Origin of the sequence: Dactylosporangium sp. NPDC051541 (assembly GCF_044454505.1) — a bacterium.
In the GTDB taxonomy this organism is placed as follows: domain Bacteria; phylum Actinomycetota; class Actinomycetes; order Mycobacteriales; family Micromonosporaceae; genus Dactylosporangium.
On sequence record NZ_JBITDU010000016.1, the window covers coordinates 115384 to 132545 of the forward strand.

The window sequence follows — 17162 nt, forward strand, 5'->3', positions numbered from 1 at the left end:
CCAAGCCACGACGGGCGACTGGTCACGACACAGCCGCGAGCACCGGCTCACCACGAGAAGCCGCCCTCCGCCGTGAGCGGCGTCGTGTCTCGGTCGACCAGGAACTCCGGGCGGCTGGGCGACGGCGGCGCGTTGCCGACCGCGTTGTAGGTGATCAGCAGCATGGCGCGCCGGTCCGCGGACTCGTTGTTCGACGAGGCGTGCACGATGCTCGAGTGGAACGCGAAACACGTCCCGCGCCCGCCGACCGCGACATAGCGGCCCAGATCCTCAGCGAGCGCCGCCACCCGATCCTCAGCGACCGTGTACTCCAGGTCCGCTGACACGTGCCGCCGCCAGTCGCGCCCGCCCGGCGACCGTGGCGCGGTGTCGACGTCGAGCAGCCCCAGCCGGTGACTGCCCGGGATCACCGTAAGCGGGCCGTTGCCGGTGTGGACGTCGTCGAGGAACACCGCGATGTTGACCGCGTTCGGCGTCGGCATGCCGTCCTCGCGCAGCCAGAACGCGAAGTCCTGATGCCACGGCCACGCCCGACCCTCGAACGGCTGCTTCAAGTTCACCTTGAACTGGTACACGTACACCGGCCCACCGACGAGGGTCTCGGCCAGCGCCACGAACGGCGGCAGCCGCGTCAACGCCGCGCATGCCGCGTCGAACCGGTGACAGCCGTGCAACGCCCGCACCACCCGGCTGCCGTCTTCGAACACCACCTCCGGCCGATCCTGCCCGCTGATGTGCGCCACGCTGGCGCAAAGCCGATCCACGACAGCTCCCGGCAACGGCTGCGGCAGCGCATACCAGCCCGCCCGCGCGTACACGGCCCGAGCAGCCAGAAGATCACCGAACCCGTCTGGTCCCACCATGTCCTCCCGTCACGTCGCTTTCACTCGTGCGATGACACGCTGAATGAGCGCAACCGCCCGCCTCTCCACGTCTATGACCCGCATCCTTGGCTGCCGGCGTGGTGTCTGCCCACTCCACAGCGGTGCGCCGACACCACACCGTTCACCGCTGCCGCATCGGCGGCAGCGCCGCCGGGGGCAGTCGGATCACCCGGAAACGGAACCCGTTCCTCAAGGAGAACGGCGGCGTCGCCGTCGGCCCGACGTACACGACGTCACCAGCCCGCGCCGTCGACTGCACCCGACGCTCGGCCACCGCCTCAGCCCGCACGGCGCAGACCCGCTGCGCCGACCCGCCGAGCGCCAACCACTCCGGCCGCGTCGCACCCGGCCGGCGCCGAGGAAACCGCAGCGACGAACGGAACAACCGCGCCGCCCGCTCACGCGCGTCACACGGCCCCGACACCCCGCACGCCAGACAGACGCCGTCAACGCTTGACGTCACGTGACGGTCCAGCTCCGCCTGTGCGAGCGCGATCGAATCAACGCCCCGATAGGTGCTCATGGCTCCCTCTCGATCTCCAGGCGGCTGGGCGCACCACCCCGTAGCACCGCCCGGCCCGCAAGGCGATGCGCCAAGCCTGATCACCCGCCCGCCACGGCCCTTGCGTCACGAAGCGGCGGGGGACTCAGTGATTGACTCGGTCTCGGCGCCGCCTGTTCGACGACAGACGGTGGGTACCGGCCACTCGCTTTCGGTGCATATTGGAGTCTGGCGATCGGGTCGCTGTCACAAGAAGCGCGCGGCTGGGCCGACTATCGGCCGTTGCGCTGCCATAAGGCGGACATCGTCGGGCCATATCAATGCCTGAGTGGTTGAGGGCTGGCTACCCGCAATGAGGGGGCATACCGTCATTCCTAGATCCGTCCGGGAGGGGTCGGCGATGCCCGATGTGAGGCTCACACTGCTTGCTGCGTTGATCGAACGAGACGAGTGCACCCACGCGGAGATCGTCGGAAGGTTCGAACGTTGCGCGCGAGACAATGGCGAGGATGCGACGCTCAGCGTGCGGACCTTGCGGCGATGGGTCGCCGGGGACGTTCGAACAGCACCGCGTCCCTCACAGCGTCGCGTTGCGCGGCTGTTGTGGGGGCTACTCCATGTCCGAGCTCTTGGCGCCAGCCTCGGACGCGATCATCGGCACCAGCCTGGTTAGCGAGCTGGTCACACGAAACAGCCTGACACTCGACAGCCCTCCGACTCCTGCCGAGCCGCTGACGGATTCATCTGACGACTCATTGACGAGCATGCTAGAAAGGCAGGTTGCGATGGCTACTCGGCGCGCGGCCCGATTCGCCACGTTCGCCGAGATCGACAACGTCGGTCCCGAGGCAATCGCCCAGATCCAAGACGACGTTGTTCATCTCGCCAACGCCTACATACGTGAACCGCTCACCGCGATCATGGCGGACCTGATCGAGGAACAGGACACGGTGTTCCGGCTTCTGGAGGGCAAGCAGAAGCCCGCACTCAGCCGCGATCTTTACCTGCTCGCCGGAGTTATCTCCGGCCTCACGTCAAAGGCCAGCCAAGACCTCGGTCGTTTCCACGACGCCATGACACACGCGCGCACGTTGTACGTCTGCGCCGACAACGCCGAGCACCAGGGCCTGCGGGCGTGGGCGCGCGGACTCCAGAGTCTCATTGCGTACTGGGCCGGCCGGCCGCAGGAAGCCGCTCGATACGCGCGCAGCGGCAGCGAGTATGCCGCCGACCTCACCGGTTCGGTCGCTGCATGGCTGCCAGCTCTCGAAGCGCGGGCATGGGCGCAGATGGGCATGGTGGAGGAGGCGAACGCGGCGCTCGGCCATGCTTTCGACCGGCGGGAAGGGCACCGGCCGGATGAGCTCGACGCGATCGGGGGCCTGTTCGCCTTCTCGCCCGCCAAGCAGCGGTACTACGCGGCCGGTACGTTCGTCTGCCTTGATGACGAGCAGGAACGCGCACAGGCCGAGGCGCTGTCCGCGCTCGACCTGTTCGAGCACGGTCGGCCGGAGGATCGTTCATTCAGTGACGAGGCGGGCGCCCGCGCGGAGCTTGCGCTGGCCCGCGTCCACTCCTCGCATATTGATGGCGCTCGGGAGGCGCTGGCGCCCGTGCTGGCGCTGGAGCCGGATCGGCGGATCGGCGGATCGGCGGCATCATCACCAGTGCGGGCCGCGTCCACCATGCGCTGCGGAGCAGGCGCTACATCAGCTCTCCGGTAGCTCGGGACCTGCGGGAAGAGATCGAGTCCTTCTGCCGGGTGCCGGCCGCCGCTCTCCCCGCGTAGGCAGCCACGGAGCCATCGGGATACGGTCAGGCGGTGTTTCCCATCGAGATCGCCGGGCCACGTATCGCTCTGCGCGAGTTCCGGATAGATGATCTTGATGCCTCGATGGCTGTTGTGGGCGACGCCGCCGTGACGCAAACCCTGAGCTTCGACGTGCGGACCCGCGACGATCAGGCAGAGCGGCTGAGTCTGGACATCGCTCGCGCTCAGAGCGAGCCTCGGCCCGACTACTATCTAGCCGTCGCCAACAGCAATGACACGCTGATCGGGTTCGTGCGGATCGGACTCGGCCGGGATCGCAGCGGAGAGCTCGGATACGCGCTCCGCCGTGAAGACTGGGGCAAGGGTTACGCGGCCGAAGCGACCGCACTCATGATCGCGTTCGGGTTCGATGCGCTACGCCTGCACCGCATTCAGGCCGCGTGCGGTCCGGACAGCCGAGCTTCGCAACGGCTCCTCGCCCGCCTCGGATTCACTCCCGAAGGACGACTCAGGGACCACGTGTTCACCAACGGCGCTTGGCGGGATTCGCTGCTCTACTCGTTGTTGGAGCACGAGTGGCGCGAGGCCCGGCACGACGGCTCGTAGCGATCATCGTGAGTGGCGGGGCGGGCAACCGGGCCTCGGTTGCCCGCCGTACCAGCTCATGCTGCCGTCACAGCGTCGCCGTCCTCCGACGCTGTTGACTCGGCGGTCAGCACCTTCGACAGCGCCGAGACCTGACGTCGATCGAGGTCAGCAAGGGCGGGCTCGACGGCCGGCTCATCGTCGAGGTCCACGACCCCGGCCGGTCGACCGCCACCGGTGACCCGTGCGACCTGGCCGACCGCTTCTGGTCCGAGCCGGCGGCGTGCACGGTCATCGAGACCGGCGGCCGGCGCGTGGCCTACGCGACCGGCCGCGGCGACCCGCACGACAACCGCATCGACAACTGGGCGACCTACGGCTACCCGGACGGCACCGTCGTGCACGTGGCCCAGTCGAAGTTCTCGGGCTTCGGCCCGCACCAGAACGACAACGTCCTGAGCCCGCTGCCGTTCAACGACACCGAGCTCGCGGCCGTCGCCCTCGACCCGGCCTTCCACATCCGGCCCTGACCGGCCGCCGACCGGCTAGTGGACCTTGGCCCGGCCGCGCCGTCTCGGGCGGGCGGCCGGGCGGGCGCCGGCGGACTGGCGGCTGGTCAGGTGCTTGGCTTCCTCGAGCTGGTCGACCAGGCGGGGGCGGTGGCCGGTGTCGTCGCCGTAGCCGTAGTCGTACTGGTAGGTGTAGGCGTCGCCGCCGCGGGTGGGGACCATGTTCAGGCCGCAGCCGATGACCGTGGCGTCCACCGCCGCGAGGAGGTCCAGGGCCTTGCCGACCTGGGCCCGGGTGGTGTGGCCGTAGCGGACGATCAGCAGGGAGCCGTCGGCGTGGGAGGCGGCCACGGCGCCGTCGGTGACCGGGAGCAGGGCCGGTGAGTCCAGGATGATCAGGTCGTATCGGGACCTGAGCTCTTCGAGGAGGTCCTGCATCTTCGGAGAGGCCAGCAGTTCGCTCGGGTTGGGCGGGATCGAGCCGCTCGGCAGCACCCACAGGTCGTCGCGGCCCAGCGGCTGCAGGACGTCGTCCAGGCCGACCTGGCCGATGAGGACGTTCGTGAGGCCGACGGAGCCCTCGACGCCCAGGTAGTCGGCGACCTTCGGCCGGCGCAGGTCGGCCTCGACGAGCAGGATCTTCGCGCCGTCCTGGGCGGCCATGGTCGTCGCGAGGTTGGCGGCGAAGGTCGACTTGCCCTCGCTGGGTACCGCACTGACGACCGCGAGCACCTTGAGCGGCCGGCCGACGTCGACGAACTTCAGGTTGGTCCGCAGCTGGCGGAACGCCTCGGCGCGCGGGGAGAAGCCGGCGTCGCCGACGGCCAGTGGTGAGTCCTTGGCGGTGGCGTCGAAGGCGACGGTCACGAGGTCCGGGGCGCCGCTGAGGTCGCGCAGCGCCTCGGTGGAGCGGATCGTCGTGTCGAGGGTTTCGCGGAGGATGGCCAGGCCGATGCCGAGCAGCAGGCCGAGGGCGACCGCGATGCCCATGTTCCGGACCGGGCGGGGCGCGACCGGGGTGGCTTCGAGCCGGGGTCCGCCGACGACCTCGACCTTGACCGGCGCGGCGGTCGCGTCGGGCGGGGTTTCGAGCTGGCCGACGAGCCGGGTGAACTGGCGGCCGAGCGACTGGGCGATGCGCAGCGACTCGTCCTTGTTCGTATCGGTGACGGTGACGCGCAGCAGTACCGTATCCGGCACCACCACCGCGTCCACTTTGGACACCAGGGTGACCGGGCTCGTCTTGAGCCGCAGGTCGTCGACGACGGCCTGGCCCAGGCGTTCACTGGTGAGCAGGTCGGCGTAGGACTTGACGCGCTGCTGGGAGTACAGGCCGCCCTGGTAGGCGTCGCCGGCGTTGCCCTGGTTCGACGTGGTCACGAAGAACGTGAGCGTGGACGCGTACCGCGGCGTCGTGTTGAACGTGACCAGCACGCCGAGCACCACGGCGACGCCGAACGTGATGACGACGAAGGGCCAGCGCTTACGGAGTACCCGGAGGTAGTCGTGCAGGTTCACGGCGAGAGCGTATCGCCGGGTTCATCAAGTAAATGCGGATTTGTACGAATTGCCAGGACTCGCGGCCGTACGATGCGCTTCGTGCCCGGCCGAACCCGCACCGCCCACCGCCGGCCCAGCCGTCTGCGGCGGCGGCTGATTCCCGCGCTCGTCCTCGTGCTCGTCCCGCTGAGCGCGCTGAGCTGGCTCGGCCTGCGCGTGTCCACCGTGCACGACGAGCTCGTCGCCGCGGCCGCCCTCGCCCGGCAACTGCCCGAGGAGCTGCGGCACGGGGACCTCGCCGCGGCCCGCCGCACCGCCGAGGCGCTGCGCCGCCGCACCCACGCCGCCGCCGACGGTGTGCGCGACCCGGCCTGGCGCGCGGCCGCCCTCACCAGCCGGAGCCTGGCGGCCGTGCGTGAAACCGCGCTCGGTCTGGAAACCCTCGCGCGGGATGCGGTACCCCCACTGCTCGAAACCCTCGCCGCCGGTCTCGATCCCGGCGCCCTCGCCGCGGCCGCACCGAAGCTGACGGCCGGGGACCGCGCCGTGCGCGGCGTCGTCGACCGCCTCGCCCGGATCCCCGCCGACGGCCTCGCCCCGCAGGTCGCCCGGCCCCTCGACGACCTCAAGGTCAAGCTGCGCACGATCGCCGCGGCCACCCGGGCCGCCGCCGTGCTCCCCGGCCTGCTCGGCGCCGACCGGCCCCGCACCTACCTCGTGCTCTTCCAGAACCTGGCCGAGATGCGCGCCACCGGCGGGATGCCCGGCGCCTACGCGGTCCTCGGCGCCGACCGCGGCCGGATCAGCCTCCTGGGCCAGGGCACGGCCACCGGCGGGCTCGGCGCCTTCGACGCGCCCGTGCTCCCCGTCGAGGACGGCATCCGGCAACTGTACGGCGACGACACGGCCATGCATTCCGCGAACATCAACCTGGCGCCCGACTTTCCCGGCGCGGCCGCGGTGGTGCGGGAGATGTACCGGCGGCGCACCGGCACCACTGTGGACGGCGTCCTCGCCACCGACCCGGTCGCCCTGGCCTACCTGCTCGCCGCGACCGGTCCGGTGCCCGTGGCCGGCGGCGAGACGCTCACCGCCGACAACGCGGTCCGGCTGCTGCTGTCCGATGTGTACGCTCGGCTGCCGCACCAGGAGCAGCAGGACGCGTACTTCGCCGGGGCCGCCCGCGCGGTGTTCGAGGCGGTCCTCGCGCACCCCGCGCCACCGAGGGCGCTGCTGGGGGCACTGGCGCAGGCGGTACACGAGCGAAGAATTCTGGCGTGGAGCGCCGATCCGGCCGAGCAGACCCGCATCGCCGGCACGCCGCTGGAGGGCGCGCTGCCCGCCGACGACCCCGGCGCCCCGACCGCCGGCGTGTTCCTCGACGAGGGCGGCGCGTCGAAGCTCGGCTACTACCTCACCCCGTCCGCCGGAGTCGTCCAAGAGCAATGCGACAAAGGATTCCGGGGGTACTCCGTGCAGCTCGCCCTGACCTCGGTCGCACCCGGGTCGGGGCTGCCCAGCGGCGTGCTCAGCTGGCCGACGGTGGTGCCGGACCCGTACACGTTGCGCACCCTCGTCTCCGTCGCCGCCCCCACCGGCTGGACCGTCGGCGGGGCCACGGTGGACGGTGCGAAGGTGTCCATCGTGGACGGCACCGTCCGCGGCCGCATGGTCGCTCTGTTCACCGCCGACGTCCCGCCCGGCGCCACGCGGACCGTCACCGTCCGCATCGTCCCGCCACGCCCCGACGCCCCGGCTCCGGAGCTGGTCACGACCCCGCTGGCCAGGCCGTGGACGATAAACCCGGTTTCGCCGGGAAAGTGCGCGCCACCACGATAGTGTGAACACACAATCACTCTGCGTGAGGCCGGGAGGCTGGCGTGAAGAAGGCGTTGACGTGCGTGGCGGCGGGCGTGCTGGGCACCCTGACCGCGCTCGCCCCGGCGGTGGCGGCCCAGGCGGAGTACCCCCCGACGACGAACGACGTGGTCGTGGACACCGGCACCGTCGAGCCCGGCGGCGCCGTCACGATGTCCGGCCGCGCCGACCCGTTCTCCACCGTCACGGTCACGGTCAGCTACGGCGGCGGCGCGTCGTCGTCCAGCCGCTCCCGGGGCTTCGCCGCCCACGCCGCCGCGTCACACACCTACACGACGACCGCCGACGGCTCCGGCAACTGGGCGATCAACATCCCCCTGACCCAGGCCGGCACCGCGGTCCTGACGGCGACGGGCACGTTCGGCACGATCAGCCGCACCGTCAGCGTCGCCACCACGTCGAACACCAGCAACAACAGCAACCTGGCGGTCACCGGCATCGCCGACGGCAACCTCCCGCTGATGGCCCTGACCGGCTCCGGCGCCGTGATGCTCGGCGGCATCCTGGTCTTCGGCGCCACCCGCTGGCGCCGCCGCACCCGCGACGCCAACTCCTGACCTTTCCGCCTCACGGCCGCCACCTCCTCCCGAGGCGGCGGCCGTTCGGTGTTCCGCGCTACAGCGTCCAGTACCCGGCGTCACCTTCGGCGAGAATCGACTTCAGCGCGACCTTCCCACCGGTCTGCGCGTCCTTGGCGATGTCGAACCAGACCGTGCCGCTCGTCTTCTGCCCGGACGCGAGCTCGTTCGCCGAGAGGTCCTTCCCGTCCAGCGCGAGCGTCGAGTCGAACGCCGTGCCGTCCTTCGCCACCACCACCGTCGCCCGCCGCACCGTTGGTCCCCGCTGCTGGAACTACGGCGAGGTTGTTGAGCAGCGCGAGCGTGAAGGGATGGCCGTCGTCCAGCGGTGAGGCGGCGAGCGACTCCCCGGTCAGGCGGCGAGCCTGGTCGGCCGTAGCCGGCGCAGCGCGTCGAACACCAGCGCCATGATCCCCATGCCTTCGGCGGCCGCGACGCCGAGGTGCGGCGCGAGGGACGGCAGCGACTCGCGAACCAGGCAACCCGGGGTTGCGCGGCGGCATGTTCCGCAACCGCGGGTGCGCGTCCGGTTCGTCCGGAAGCTGAGCGGTCCGCGGGTGACTTTGCGTGACTCGGCGGTGTCTGGAGGGCGTTGTCGATCTCGGTGGCGAGGGTGTTGCCGGGTCGGCGGATCAACGCGAAGCGGCTCGCGTGGGTCTGGCACGGGAGGCGGGGAGGCGGGGAGGCTCAGCTCGACGGTCGGCTCGAACGGGGACGCGAGACGGTTCGAGTCAGGCGGGACGGTAGTCGAGCAGGACGAGGCGGCCGTCGAGGACGGTGGAGGCGGCCAGGGTGTAGCCGAGGCGGGGCAGCTCGATGTGTTCCCGGCCGTCGTCGCCCATCGTGACCGGGAAGACGAGCAGCCGCAGCCGGTCGACCAGGCCGGCGCGCAGGAGGCCGGCCACGAGGCGCAGACTGCCGATCGTGCGGATGTCGGCCGGCGAGTCGCGCTTGAACGCGTCCACCGCGGCCGCGAGGTCGCCGCGGAGGAGGTGGGCACCGGCGGTCGTCGTGAGGGTGTTGGAGTAGACGGCGTCGGGCATGTCCGGGAACATTTCGTAGGTTTTCCGGCCCACCAGCATGCGGTACCCCCGCGAGGTCTGCTCCTGAATCCACGCCTGCAGGTCCGGCCCGTCGAGCCCGAAGAACGGCTCGGTGCGCTCGCCGCGGGCATAGCCGTCGGCGCTGATGAACAGGTCCGCGATGAGGTCAGCCATGCACCGCAGCGTAGCGGGCGGGGCGGTCGACGAAAGCGCGGTGCCACAGTTCCAGCTGCATGAGGGCCCAGATGCGGGGGCCCTCGTCCCGGCCGGCGGCGTGGCGGTCGAGGAGGGCGCGGACGGCGGCCGGGTCGAACAGGGCGCGGTCCCGGGCGGTGGTGTCGGTGAGCAGGTCACGGGCCAGGTCGTGCAGCGGGCCGCGCAGCCACGCGGCGACGGGGATGCTGAAGCCCTTCTTCGGGCGGGTGAGGATCGAGGCCGGGAGCCAGTCGGCGACGGCGCGGCGCAGGAGGATCTTCGTGCCCCGCGCCGACACCTTCAGGCGCTGGGGGAGGGCGGCGGCGAACGCCATCAGGTGCTGGTCCAGCAGCGGGGAGCGGGCCTCGAGGGAGTGCGCCATCGTGGTCACGTCGACCTTCGCGAGGAGGTCGCCGGGCAGGTACGTGTAGAGGTCGACGTCCATGGCCCGGCCCGCGCCCGTCGCCGGTGATCGGCTCCACTCGGCCCGGACCAGGGCCTGGCTGTCCACTTCGGACAGGTGCGCGCGCAGGTCCGGGTGGTACAACCGCCGCGTCTCGAACGGGGTGAAGATCGACATGACGGTGGTGTAGCGGTCGGCCGGGCCCAGGCCCAGGGGGCGCACGGCGCGGCCGAAGCGATGGTGCGCGCCGGTGAGCCGGTCGCCGAGCCGGTCGAACGCGGCCGGGAAGCCCAGCGGCGGGACGTGGCGCAGGGCGTGCATGAGGGTGTAGCGCGAGTAGCCGCCGAACACCTCGTCGCCCCCGTCGCCGTTGAGGACCACGGTCACCTCCCCGGCCGCGAGCGCGGCCACGTGGAAGCTCGGCACGGCCGAGGAGTCGGCGAACGGCTCGTCGAAGTGCCAGGCGATCCTGGTCAGCAGCTCGGCCGTGGGAGCCTCGACGACGAGCTCGTGGTGCTCGGTGCCGTAGCGGTCCGCGACCATCCGCGCGTACGGCCGCTCGTCGAAGGCGGTGTCGGCGAAGCCGACCGAGAACGTGCGCACCGGGGCCGGGCTCAGCCGGGCCATCGCCGCGACGACCGCCGACGAGTCGACGCCGCCGGACAGGAACGCGCCGACCGGGCGTTCGCCGACCAGCCGGACCTGTACGGCGTCCAGCAGCAGCTCGCGCAGGCGTGCCGCCGGCTCCTCGGGCACCGGCCGCGGGGTGCTGTCCAGCCGCCAGTACCGTCCGACGTGGATTGTGCCGTCCTGCCACGTGAGCCGGTGGCCGGGCGGGAGCTTGCACACACCGTCGAAGCTCGACATCGGCGCCGGCACGTACCCGAACGTCAGGTAGTGGTGCAGCGCCACCGGATCGAGGCGCCGGGCCAGGGCCGGGTCCTCCAGCAGCGCCTTGGCCTCGGAGGCGAACGCCAGCCCGGCCCCGTCCGGCCGCCAGTACAGCGGCTTCTTGCCGACCCGGTCGCGGGCCAGCAGCAGCCGGCCCCGGCGGGCGTCCCACAGCGCGAACGCGAACATGCCGCGCAGCCGGTGCACGAGTTCGTCGCCGTGCTCCTCGTAGAGGTGGACCAGGCACTCGGCGTCGCCGCCGGAGGTGAGGCGGTGCCCGCGGGCCAGCAGGCCGGCCCGCAGCTCGCGGTAGTTGTACAGCTCGCCGTTGCAGACGGCGACGACGGTGCCGTCCTCGTTGCGGACCGGCTGCCGGCCGCCGGCGACGTCGATGATCGCCAGGCGGCGCATACCCAGCGCGGCCCGGTCGTCGGTGTAGAGGCCGCGGGCGTCGGGGCCGCGGTGGGCCAGGGCGTCGCACATGCGCTCGGCGAGGGCCCGGTCCGGCGGCCCGGCGCCGGGGGCGCTCACGAGACCCGTGATGCCGCACATACCGGGACCCGGAGCAGGGCCGCGACGGCGGCGGCGGTCGCGCACAGCCACACCACCAGGCCGGCCGTCGCGGTGACGGTGCCCGCGCCGACCAGGACGGCCAGGGTCGCGGCCGCGCCCGCGGCGGCGGCGAGGACCCCGACGACCTGGCCGGTGGACAGGCCGAGGGTCCGCAGGCGGTGCGCGGTGTGATCGCTGCCGCCGAGGTACCACTTCCGCCCGGCCCGGCGCCGGGACAGCACGACGAGCACCGTGTCGAGCACGGGCACGAAGCCGGTCAGGAGCATGGCCGCGGGCGGGGCGGCGAGCACGGCGCCGGCCGCCAGGACGAAGCCGAGGAACAGCGCGCCGGCGTCGCCCATGAAGATCCGCGCCGGCGGGCGGTTGTGCCACAGGAACCCGGCGCAGGCACCGGCCAGGCAGAGCAGGGGTACTGCGAGCACCCCGGCGCCGAGCACCGCCGCGGTCGTCCCGACCACGGAGGCCGCCGCGCCGTCCATGTTGTCGAGCAGGTTCACGGCGTTGGTGAGCAGCACGATCCAGGCGACAGTCACGGCCGCGTCGACCCACCAGACGCCGGTGAGCGCCAGCCGCACCCCGGCGAACACGACCAGCAGCGCGGCCCCCGTCTCGACGAGCAGCCGCGGGACCGGCCCGAGCGGCTCGACGTCGTCGGCCAGCCCGATCGCGGCCACGACCAGCGCGGCGACGGCGACGACCACGAGCTTCGGCGGCAGCCCGAAGAGCACGCCGACGACCGCGGCCGGGGCCAGGGTGCCGGCGACCAGCGCGAGCCCGCCGAGGTAGGGGATCGGCTCCCGGTGCTGCTTGTAGCCGCCGGGCCGGTCGGTGACCCCGAGCCGCAGCGCCAGCCGCCGGCAGCCCTCGGTCGCGCTGAGCGACAGCAGGACCGCGATCAGCACGGTGGCCAGGACGACCGCAGGGCTCACGACGACGCCTCCGCCGGCTCCGGCGCCGCCGTGTCAGCTCGGCGCTGATGGTGAGCGGCCTCGTCGCCGCGCTCCGAACCGCTCACGACAGGACCAGCTGCGCGGCCGCGTCCCGCTCGTGGCGGGCCTCGGCGACCATCTCGCCGAGCACGTCGAGCAGGCCGTAGCGCGGCGTCCAGCCGGTCAGCGCGCGCAGCCGGCCGGTGTCCGGGACGCGGCGGTGCATGTCCTCGAAGCCGGAGCCGTAGGCGCGGTCGTAGGGGATGAGCTCGATCCGCGACGCGCTGGCGGCCTGCTCGATGACGAGCTCGGCCAGGCGCAGGATCGACGTCTCCTCGGCCGAGCCGACGTTGAACGTCCCGCCGACCGCCTCCGGGTGGGCCAGCAGCGCCAGCATCGCCCGGACGGCGTCGGAGACGTGGGCGAAGCAGCGGGTCTGCCGGCCGCTGCCGAAGACCGTGAGCGGCTCCCCGGCGACGGCCTGGCGGACCAGGCGCGGGATCACCATGCCGTAGGACGGGCTCTGCCGCGGCCCGACGGTGTTGAACAGCCGCACGACGATCGTCGGCAGGCCGCGTTCGTTGTGGTAGGCGTTGGCGAGGATCTCCTCGACCGCCTTGGCGGTGCTGTAGGACCAGCGGGTCACGGCCGGGCTGCCCAGGACCCGGTCGGCGTGCTCGTCGAGGGGGCCGCTGGAGTTCTTGCCGTAGATCTCCGAGGTGCTGGCGACCATGACGGTGCGCCGGTAGCGGTAGGCGGCCGCGATCACGATCTCGGAGCCGCGGATGTTCGTGGTGAGCGACTTGAGCGGCTGCTCGACGATGAGCTTGACGCCGACGGCCGCGGCCAGGTGCACGATCACGTCCGCCTGGTGCACGAGCTCGTCGACGACGACCTCGTCGAGGACGGAGCCCTGCACGAACCGGAACTGCGGGTGGCTGCTGGCGGCGTCGAGGTTGGCCAGGCGGCCGGTGGAGAGGTTGTCGAGCACGATGACCCGGTCCCCGCGGGCGAGCAGGGCGTCGGCCAGGTGCGAGCCGATGAACCCGGCCCCGCCGGTGATGAGGTAGGTCTGGGCACGGCTCGACATGGGTCGCCCTCCGAGAGGTGAGAAACGCTCCCCTCGGTTCTACTGGATAAACCCGTTTGAAAAGGACAATTCAGGTAAGTGCCGCCAGGAACTCTCGCGCCCACCGGTCGACGCCGTGGCCGTGGACCTGCTCGCGCATCCGGCGCATGCGGGTCGCGAGCTCCTCCGGCGCGGCCGCGATCGCCGCGGTGATCCCGCGCTTGACGTCGTCGACGTCGTAGGGGTTGACCAGGAACGCGTCGCCCAGCTCGGAGGCGGCCCCGGTGAACTCCGAGAGCACCAGCGCGCCGCCTTCGTCGCGGCGGGCGGCCACGTACTCCTTGGCGACCAGGTTCATCCCGTCGCGCAGCGGGGTGACGAGCATGATGTCGGCCGCCAGGTACAGCGCGACCAGCTCGGCCCGGGTCCGCGACTGGAACAGGTAGTGCAGCGGCACCCGGCCGACGTCGCCGAACTCGCCGTTGATCCGGCCCACCTCGCGCTCGACCCGCTCCCGCAGCTGCTGGTACTGCGCCACATGCATCCGGCTCGGCGTGGCCACCTGTACCAACACCGCTTCGTCGTTGGAGATCGTCCCGTCGGCCAGGAGCTCGCCGTAGGCCTCGATGCGCTGGTCGATGCCCTTGGTGTAATCGAGCCGGTCGACGCCGAGCAGCAGCAGCCGGCGGTCGCCGCCGAGGTCCTTGCGCAGGCGTTCGGCCTCCTGCTGGACCTCCGGGTCGGCGGCCAGCGCGTCGATCTCGCCGACGTCGATCGAGATCGGGAACGCCCGGGCCGTGACCGTGCGCCCCTCGTACTCGACCCGGTCGCCCTCGGGGCGCAGGCCGAGCAGCTGCGCGGTCAGGCGCAGGAAGTTCTGCGCGGCCAGGGGCTGCTGAAACCCGACCAGGTCGGCGCCGAGCAGCCCGCGCACGAACTCGGTCCGCCGCGGCAGCTGCATGAACAGCTCCACCGGCGGGAACGGGATGTGCAGGAAGAACCCGATCCGCAGGTCCGGGCGGGCGGCCCGCAGCAGGCCCGGCACGAGCAGCAGCTGGTAGTCGTGGACCCACACGGTGGCGCCCTCGGCGGCGACGGCCGCGGCGGCCTCGGCGAAGCGCCGGTTGACGGCCTCGTACGCGACCCGCCACTCCCGGTGGTGCACGGGCGTCTCGACGGCGTCGTGGAAGAGCGGCCAGATCGTCGAGTTGGACTGGCCCTCGTAGTAGCGGTCCACGTCCTCGGCGCTGAGCTTCACCGGATGGATGTGCACACCGTCGTGGTCGAAGGGCTCAGCGACCTCATCGGGGGTACCGCCCCAGCCCACCCAGGCCCCGCCGGCGCTGCGGGCCACCGGTTCCAGCGCGCTCACGAGCCCGCCCGGGCTCGCGTCCACGGGCAGGCGGTTGGCGACGACCACGAAGGATTTCACGGCTTAAGCTGTACCGTTTTTTCGTTGTTCGAAACGCGGAAAGGCCCCCGGGGTCACCCGGGGGCCCTTCCTCAAACCCTTACAGAGCGGGGTAGGCGTTCTGCATGAGCTGCTGGAACTGCGCCGAGAACCACGCACCGGAGACCGGGGCGTTCGGCAGGGCACCGCTCAGGCTGTTGCCGTTGCGGCCGTTGCCCGTGTAGGTCGGGTCGCACATGCGGTCGAAGCCCTTGCCACCGGGGTTGTTCGGGCCGGTCGGGACCAGCGAGCTGGAGCCGTCCGACTCGCCCGGGGGCTTGACCCACACGTACGCGTCGATACCGGAGGCCGGCGTGGCCCGCGGGCGCTCACCGAGGCCGGCGCCGCTCTGGTTGCACCAGTTACCGGCGTGGATGCGCCGGTCGATGCGGGAGGCGTCGACGTAGGTGTTGATGTCCGTCGACGTGCTCGCCGCGGTCGGCCGGGCCGAGCCGCCCCAGCCGTTGCGGCTGGTGTCGATGAGCATGCCGATGTTGGAGTTGAAGCCCTGCGAGACCAGCTGGGTGCGGAAGGCCTGCGCGAAGGTCAGCTCGTCGGTGTAGAAGTTCCAGTCCACCCACTTCGACTGCCGGATGTTCTGGCCGCCGACCGTGGTCGTGGGCTGGACCCACGGCTCGGACAGGGCGGAGTAGTTGGCGGTGTTGGTGATGAAGCCGTCAACCGTGTTGACGCCACCGGTGGCGGCCTTCGCGGTGCTCGCGAAGAGGGCGGCCGAGGGGTTGAAGTTGCTGTCCCAGCCGATCCAGCCGTGGTGCGCGGCGTCGATGTAGTTGTAGGTGTTGGTGCCGACCGCGTGCAGCTTGCCCAGGGCGTAGGAGATACCCGTGACGTAGTTGCCGTTGGCCTTCATCGTCGCGCAGGCGGCGGTGGCGCCGGCCTGGCCGTCCGCGTTCGTCACGAGGTTCGGCAGGGAGTCGATCTCGATGATGTTGACGATGCGGATGCTCGAGTACTTCGAGTTCGCCTCGATCGCGGCGATCTGGTCGATGTACTCGGTCTTGTAGCGGTCGATCTCTGTCGGGCCGAGCTCACCGTTGGAGGCCAGCGCCGCGCAGTCCCGGCCGGGCAGGTCGTAGATCACGAACTGCGCCAGCGTCGCGCCCTGAGCCAGGGCGTTGTCGAGGTGCTTGGCGAGGCTGGTGGTGTAGCCCGAGCCGGACGGGGCGGTGATGGCGGCGATCGAGTCGAGCCAGACACCGGTCGGCTGGTTGGCGATCCGGCTGCCGCCGGACTCCGCGCTGGCCTTGGAGGACCAGTCCGGGTTCACGTAGACCTTGGCGCCCACGTAGGGGTTGTCGACGTGGGTGCCGCCGTTGCCGCCGCCGGTGGTGACGGAGACCGCCACCGCGGAGGTGGTCGCGGTGTTGCCGTTGGCCGCGGTGGCCTTGGCGGTCACCGAGTAGTTGCCGGCCGCGACGCTGGCCCAGCTGTACGTGTACGGCGAGCTGGTGTCGGTGCCGAGCAGGGTCGAGCCGTTGTAGAAGTCGACCTTGCTGATGGTGCTGCCGGAGACGCTGGCGGTGGCGGCCAGGCCGATCGTGGCCGGCGCGGTGAACGTCGAGCCGTTGGTCGGGCTGGTCAGCGCCACGACCGGGGTGCCGTTGCCCGGGTTCGACGGCGAGGTCCCCGGCGAGGGGGAGTTCGACGTCGGCGGGGTGGTGGTGCCGCCCGTGCAGGCGGTGCCGTTGAGCGTGAAGTTGGTGCCCGCCGGGTTGCTGCCGCTCCACGCGCCGGTGAAGCCGAACGACGCCACGCCGTTGCTGGCGAGGTTGCCGTTGTAGCTCAGGTTCGTGGCGTTGACGTGCACGCCGGACTGGGTCTTGTTCGCGTTCCAGATCTGGGTGATCGTCTGCGAGCTGTTGCCGAAGTCCCAGCCGACGTTCCAGCTGGTGGTCGCGTCACCGAGGTTGGTGACGTCGACCTGGGCCTGGAACCCGCCCGGCCATGAGCTCACGATCGTGTACTTGGCCGAACACCCGGCCGCCGCGGACGCCGCATTGGCGACCACGACAGCACCGGCGGTCGCCGCGAGCGCGGCCGCCGATATGAGGGCAATCTTGCGCCTCATCGACTCTCCTTACATTGACGGGCTCGGAATCGAGGTGCAGTTACCGTCCGTACCGCCCCTGCACCCCGTCAAGGTGATCGTCGGCCGCGAGGCCTTTTACCTCGTAAGTGGCGTGTTACAGGCCTGAAACTTACGGTGATAAGTGCGCCGGGGATGCGGCGAAGCGGGGCCGGGACGCCCCGTGCACCCGAGCGTCCCACGAACCGTTCGGCCCCAAAATGTCGATCACGGCCGATGTCCGCGGCTACGCCTCCGGGCTTTCGAAACGCTTCGCGAGTCTGTGAAAGTTACACACCGTGGTTTTTCGCGGCGC

General features: G+C 71.4%; 15 protein-coding genes. 5 read left to right on the plus strand and 10 right to left on the minus strand.

All coding sequences use genetic code 11. The annotated features are described in order from the left end of the window. Nucleotides 1-47 precede the first annotated feature (47 nt). Nucleotides 48-863 (minus strand): phytanoyl-CoA dioxygenase family protein, encoded by an 816-nt coding sequence (locus ACIA8L_RS45575; RefSeq protein WP_395914842.1) that lies wholly within the window; start codon nucleotides 861-863, stop codon nucleotides 48-50. Nucleotides 864-2003: 1140 nt separating this feature from the next. Here ACIA8L_RS45575 and ACIA8L_RS45580 point away from each other — a divergent pair. After that, the gene (locus ACIA8L_RS45580; protein ID WP_395914843.1) at nucleotides 2004-3110 is read left to right on the plus strand and encodes a hypothetical protein; all 1107 of its coding nucleotides are present in this window, start codon (nucleotides 2004-2006) and stop codon (nucleotides 3108-3110) included. Between the two features lie 98 nt (nucleotides 3111-3208). Further along, nucleotides 3209-3763: a GNAT family N-acetyltransferase gene (locus tag ACIA8L_RS45585; RefSeq protein WP_395914844.1), complete on the plus strand. Its 555-nt coding sequence runs from the start codon at nucleotides 3209-3211 to the stop codon at nucleotides 3761-3763. Between the two features lie 56 nt (nucleotides 3764-3819). Here ACIA8L_RS45585 and ACIA8L_RS45590 read toward each other — a convergent pair whose 3' ends face one another. Further along, nucleotides 3820-3954 carry a hypothetical protein gene (locus tag ACIA8L_RS45590; protein ID WP_395914846.1) on the minus strand — a complete coding sequence of 45 codons (135 nt, stop codon included), beginning with the start codon at nucleotides 3952-3954 and terminating at the stop codon, nucleotides 3820-3822. A 102-nt stretch (nucleotides 3955-4056) separates the two neighbouring features. Between ACIA8L_RS45590 and ACIA8L_RS45595 the strand changes: the two genes are divergently transcribed. Then, nucleotides 4057-4272 carry a hypothetical protein gene (locus tag ACIA8L_RS45595; protein WP_395914848.1) on the plus strand — a complete coding sequence of 72 codons (216 nt, stop codon included), beginning with the start codon at nucleotides 4057-4059 and terminating at the stop codon, nucleotides 4270-4272. Between the two features lie 15 nt (nucleotides 4273-4287). Here ACIA8L_RS45595 and ACIA8L_RS45600 read toward each other — a convergent pair whose 3' ends face one another. Next, entirely contained in the window at nucleotides 4288-5769 is a 1482-nt protein-coding gene (locus tag ACIA8L_RS45600; protein WP_395914850.1) for a polysaccharide biosynthesis tyrosine autokinase, read from the minus strand. An 81-nt stretch (nucleotides 5770-5850) separates the two neighbouring features. Here ACIA8L_RS45600 and ACIA8L_RS45605 point away from each other — a divergent pair, with 81 nt between their 5' ends. Together ACIA8L_RS45605 and ACIA8L_RS45610 are read left to right on the plus strand one after the other, a co-directional pair. Beyond that, nucleotides 5851-7590, plus strand: a complete 1740-nt coding sequence (locus ACIA8L_RS45605; RefSeq protein ID WP_395914852.1) for a DUF4012 domain-containing protein — start codon at nucleotides 5851-5853, stop codon at nucleotides 7588-7590. A 41-nt stretch (nucleotides 7591-7631) separates the two neighbouring features. Next, nucleotides 7632-8186 carry a hypothetical protein gene (locus ACIA8L_RS45610; protein ID WP_395914854.1) on the plus strand — a complete coding sequence of 185 codons (555 nt, stop codon included), beginning with the start codon at nucleotides 7632-7634 and terminating at the stop codon, nucleotides 8184-8186. Nucleotides 8187-8244: 58 nt separating this feature from the next. Here the strand turns inward: ACIA8L_RS45610 and ACIA8L_RS45615 are convergent, their stop codons facing one another. From ACIA8L_RS45615 to ACIA8L_RS45645, 7 genes are all read right to left on the minus strand, one after another. Then, nucleotides 8245-8460 (minus strand): hypothetical protein, encoded by a 216-nt coding sequence (locus ACIA8L_RS45615; RefSeq protein ID WP_395914855.1) that lies wholly within the window; start codon nucleotides 8458-8460, stop codon nucleotides 8245-8247. Nucleotides 8461-8938: 478 nt separating this feature from the next. After that, nucleotides 8939-9424 (minus strand): dihydrofolate reductase family protein, encoded by a 486-nt coding sequence (locus tag ACIA8L_RS45620; protein ID WP_395914857.1) that lies wholly within the window; start codon nucleotides 9422-9424, stop codon nucleotides 8939-8941. Further along, entirely contained in the window at nucleotides 9417-11270 is a 1854-nt protein-coding gene (asnB, locus tag ACIA8L_RS45625) for an asparagine synthase (glutamine-hydrolyzing) (protein WP_395914859.1), read from the minus strand. Before asnB ends, ACIA8L_RS45620 begins: the two co-directional genes overlap by 8 nt. Next, a complete protein-coding gene (locus ACIA8L_RS45630; protein WP_395914861.1) occupies nucleotides 11267-12241 on the minus strand; it encodes a glycosyltransferase family 4 protein in 975 nt (324 codons plus the stop codon). Before ACIA8L_RS45630 ends, asnB begins: the two co-directional genes overlap by 4 nt. Before the next feature lie 82 nt (nucleotides 12242-12323). Further along, the gene (locus ACIA8L_RS45635; protein WP_395914863.1) at nucleotides 12324-13331 is read right to left on the minus strand and encodes an NAD-dependent epimerase/dehydratase family protein; all 1008 of its coding nucleotides are present in this window, start codon (nucleotides 13329-13331) and stop codon (nucleotides 12324-12326) included. 70 nt (nucleotides 13332-13401) lie between these two features. Continuing rightward, nucleotides 13402-14742 carry a trehalose-6-phosphate synthase gene (locus ACIA8L_RS45640; RefSeq protein ID WP_395914864.1) on the minus strand — a complete coding sequence of 447 codons (1341 nt, stop codon included), beginning with the start codon at nucleotides 14740-14742 and terminating at the stop codon, nucleotides 13402-13404. Between the two features lie 79 nt (nucleotides 14743-14821). Continuing rightward, a complete protein-coding gene (locus tag ACIA8L_RS45645) occupies nucleotides 14822-16849 on the minus strand; it encodes a glycoside hydrolase family 6 protein (protein WP_395914866.1) in 2028 nt (675 codons plus the stop codon). Between the last annotated feature and the right edge of the window lie 313 nt (nucleotides 16850-17162).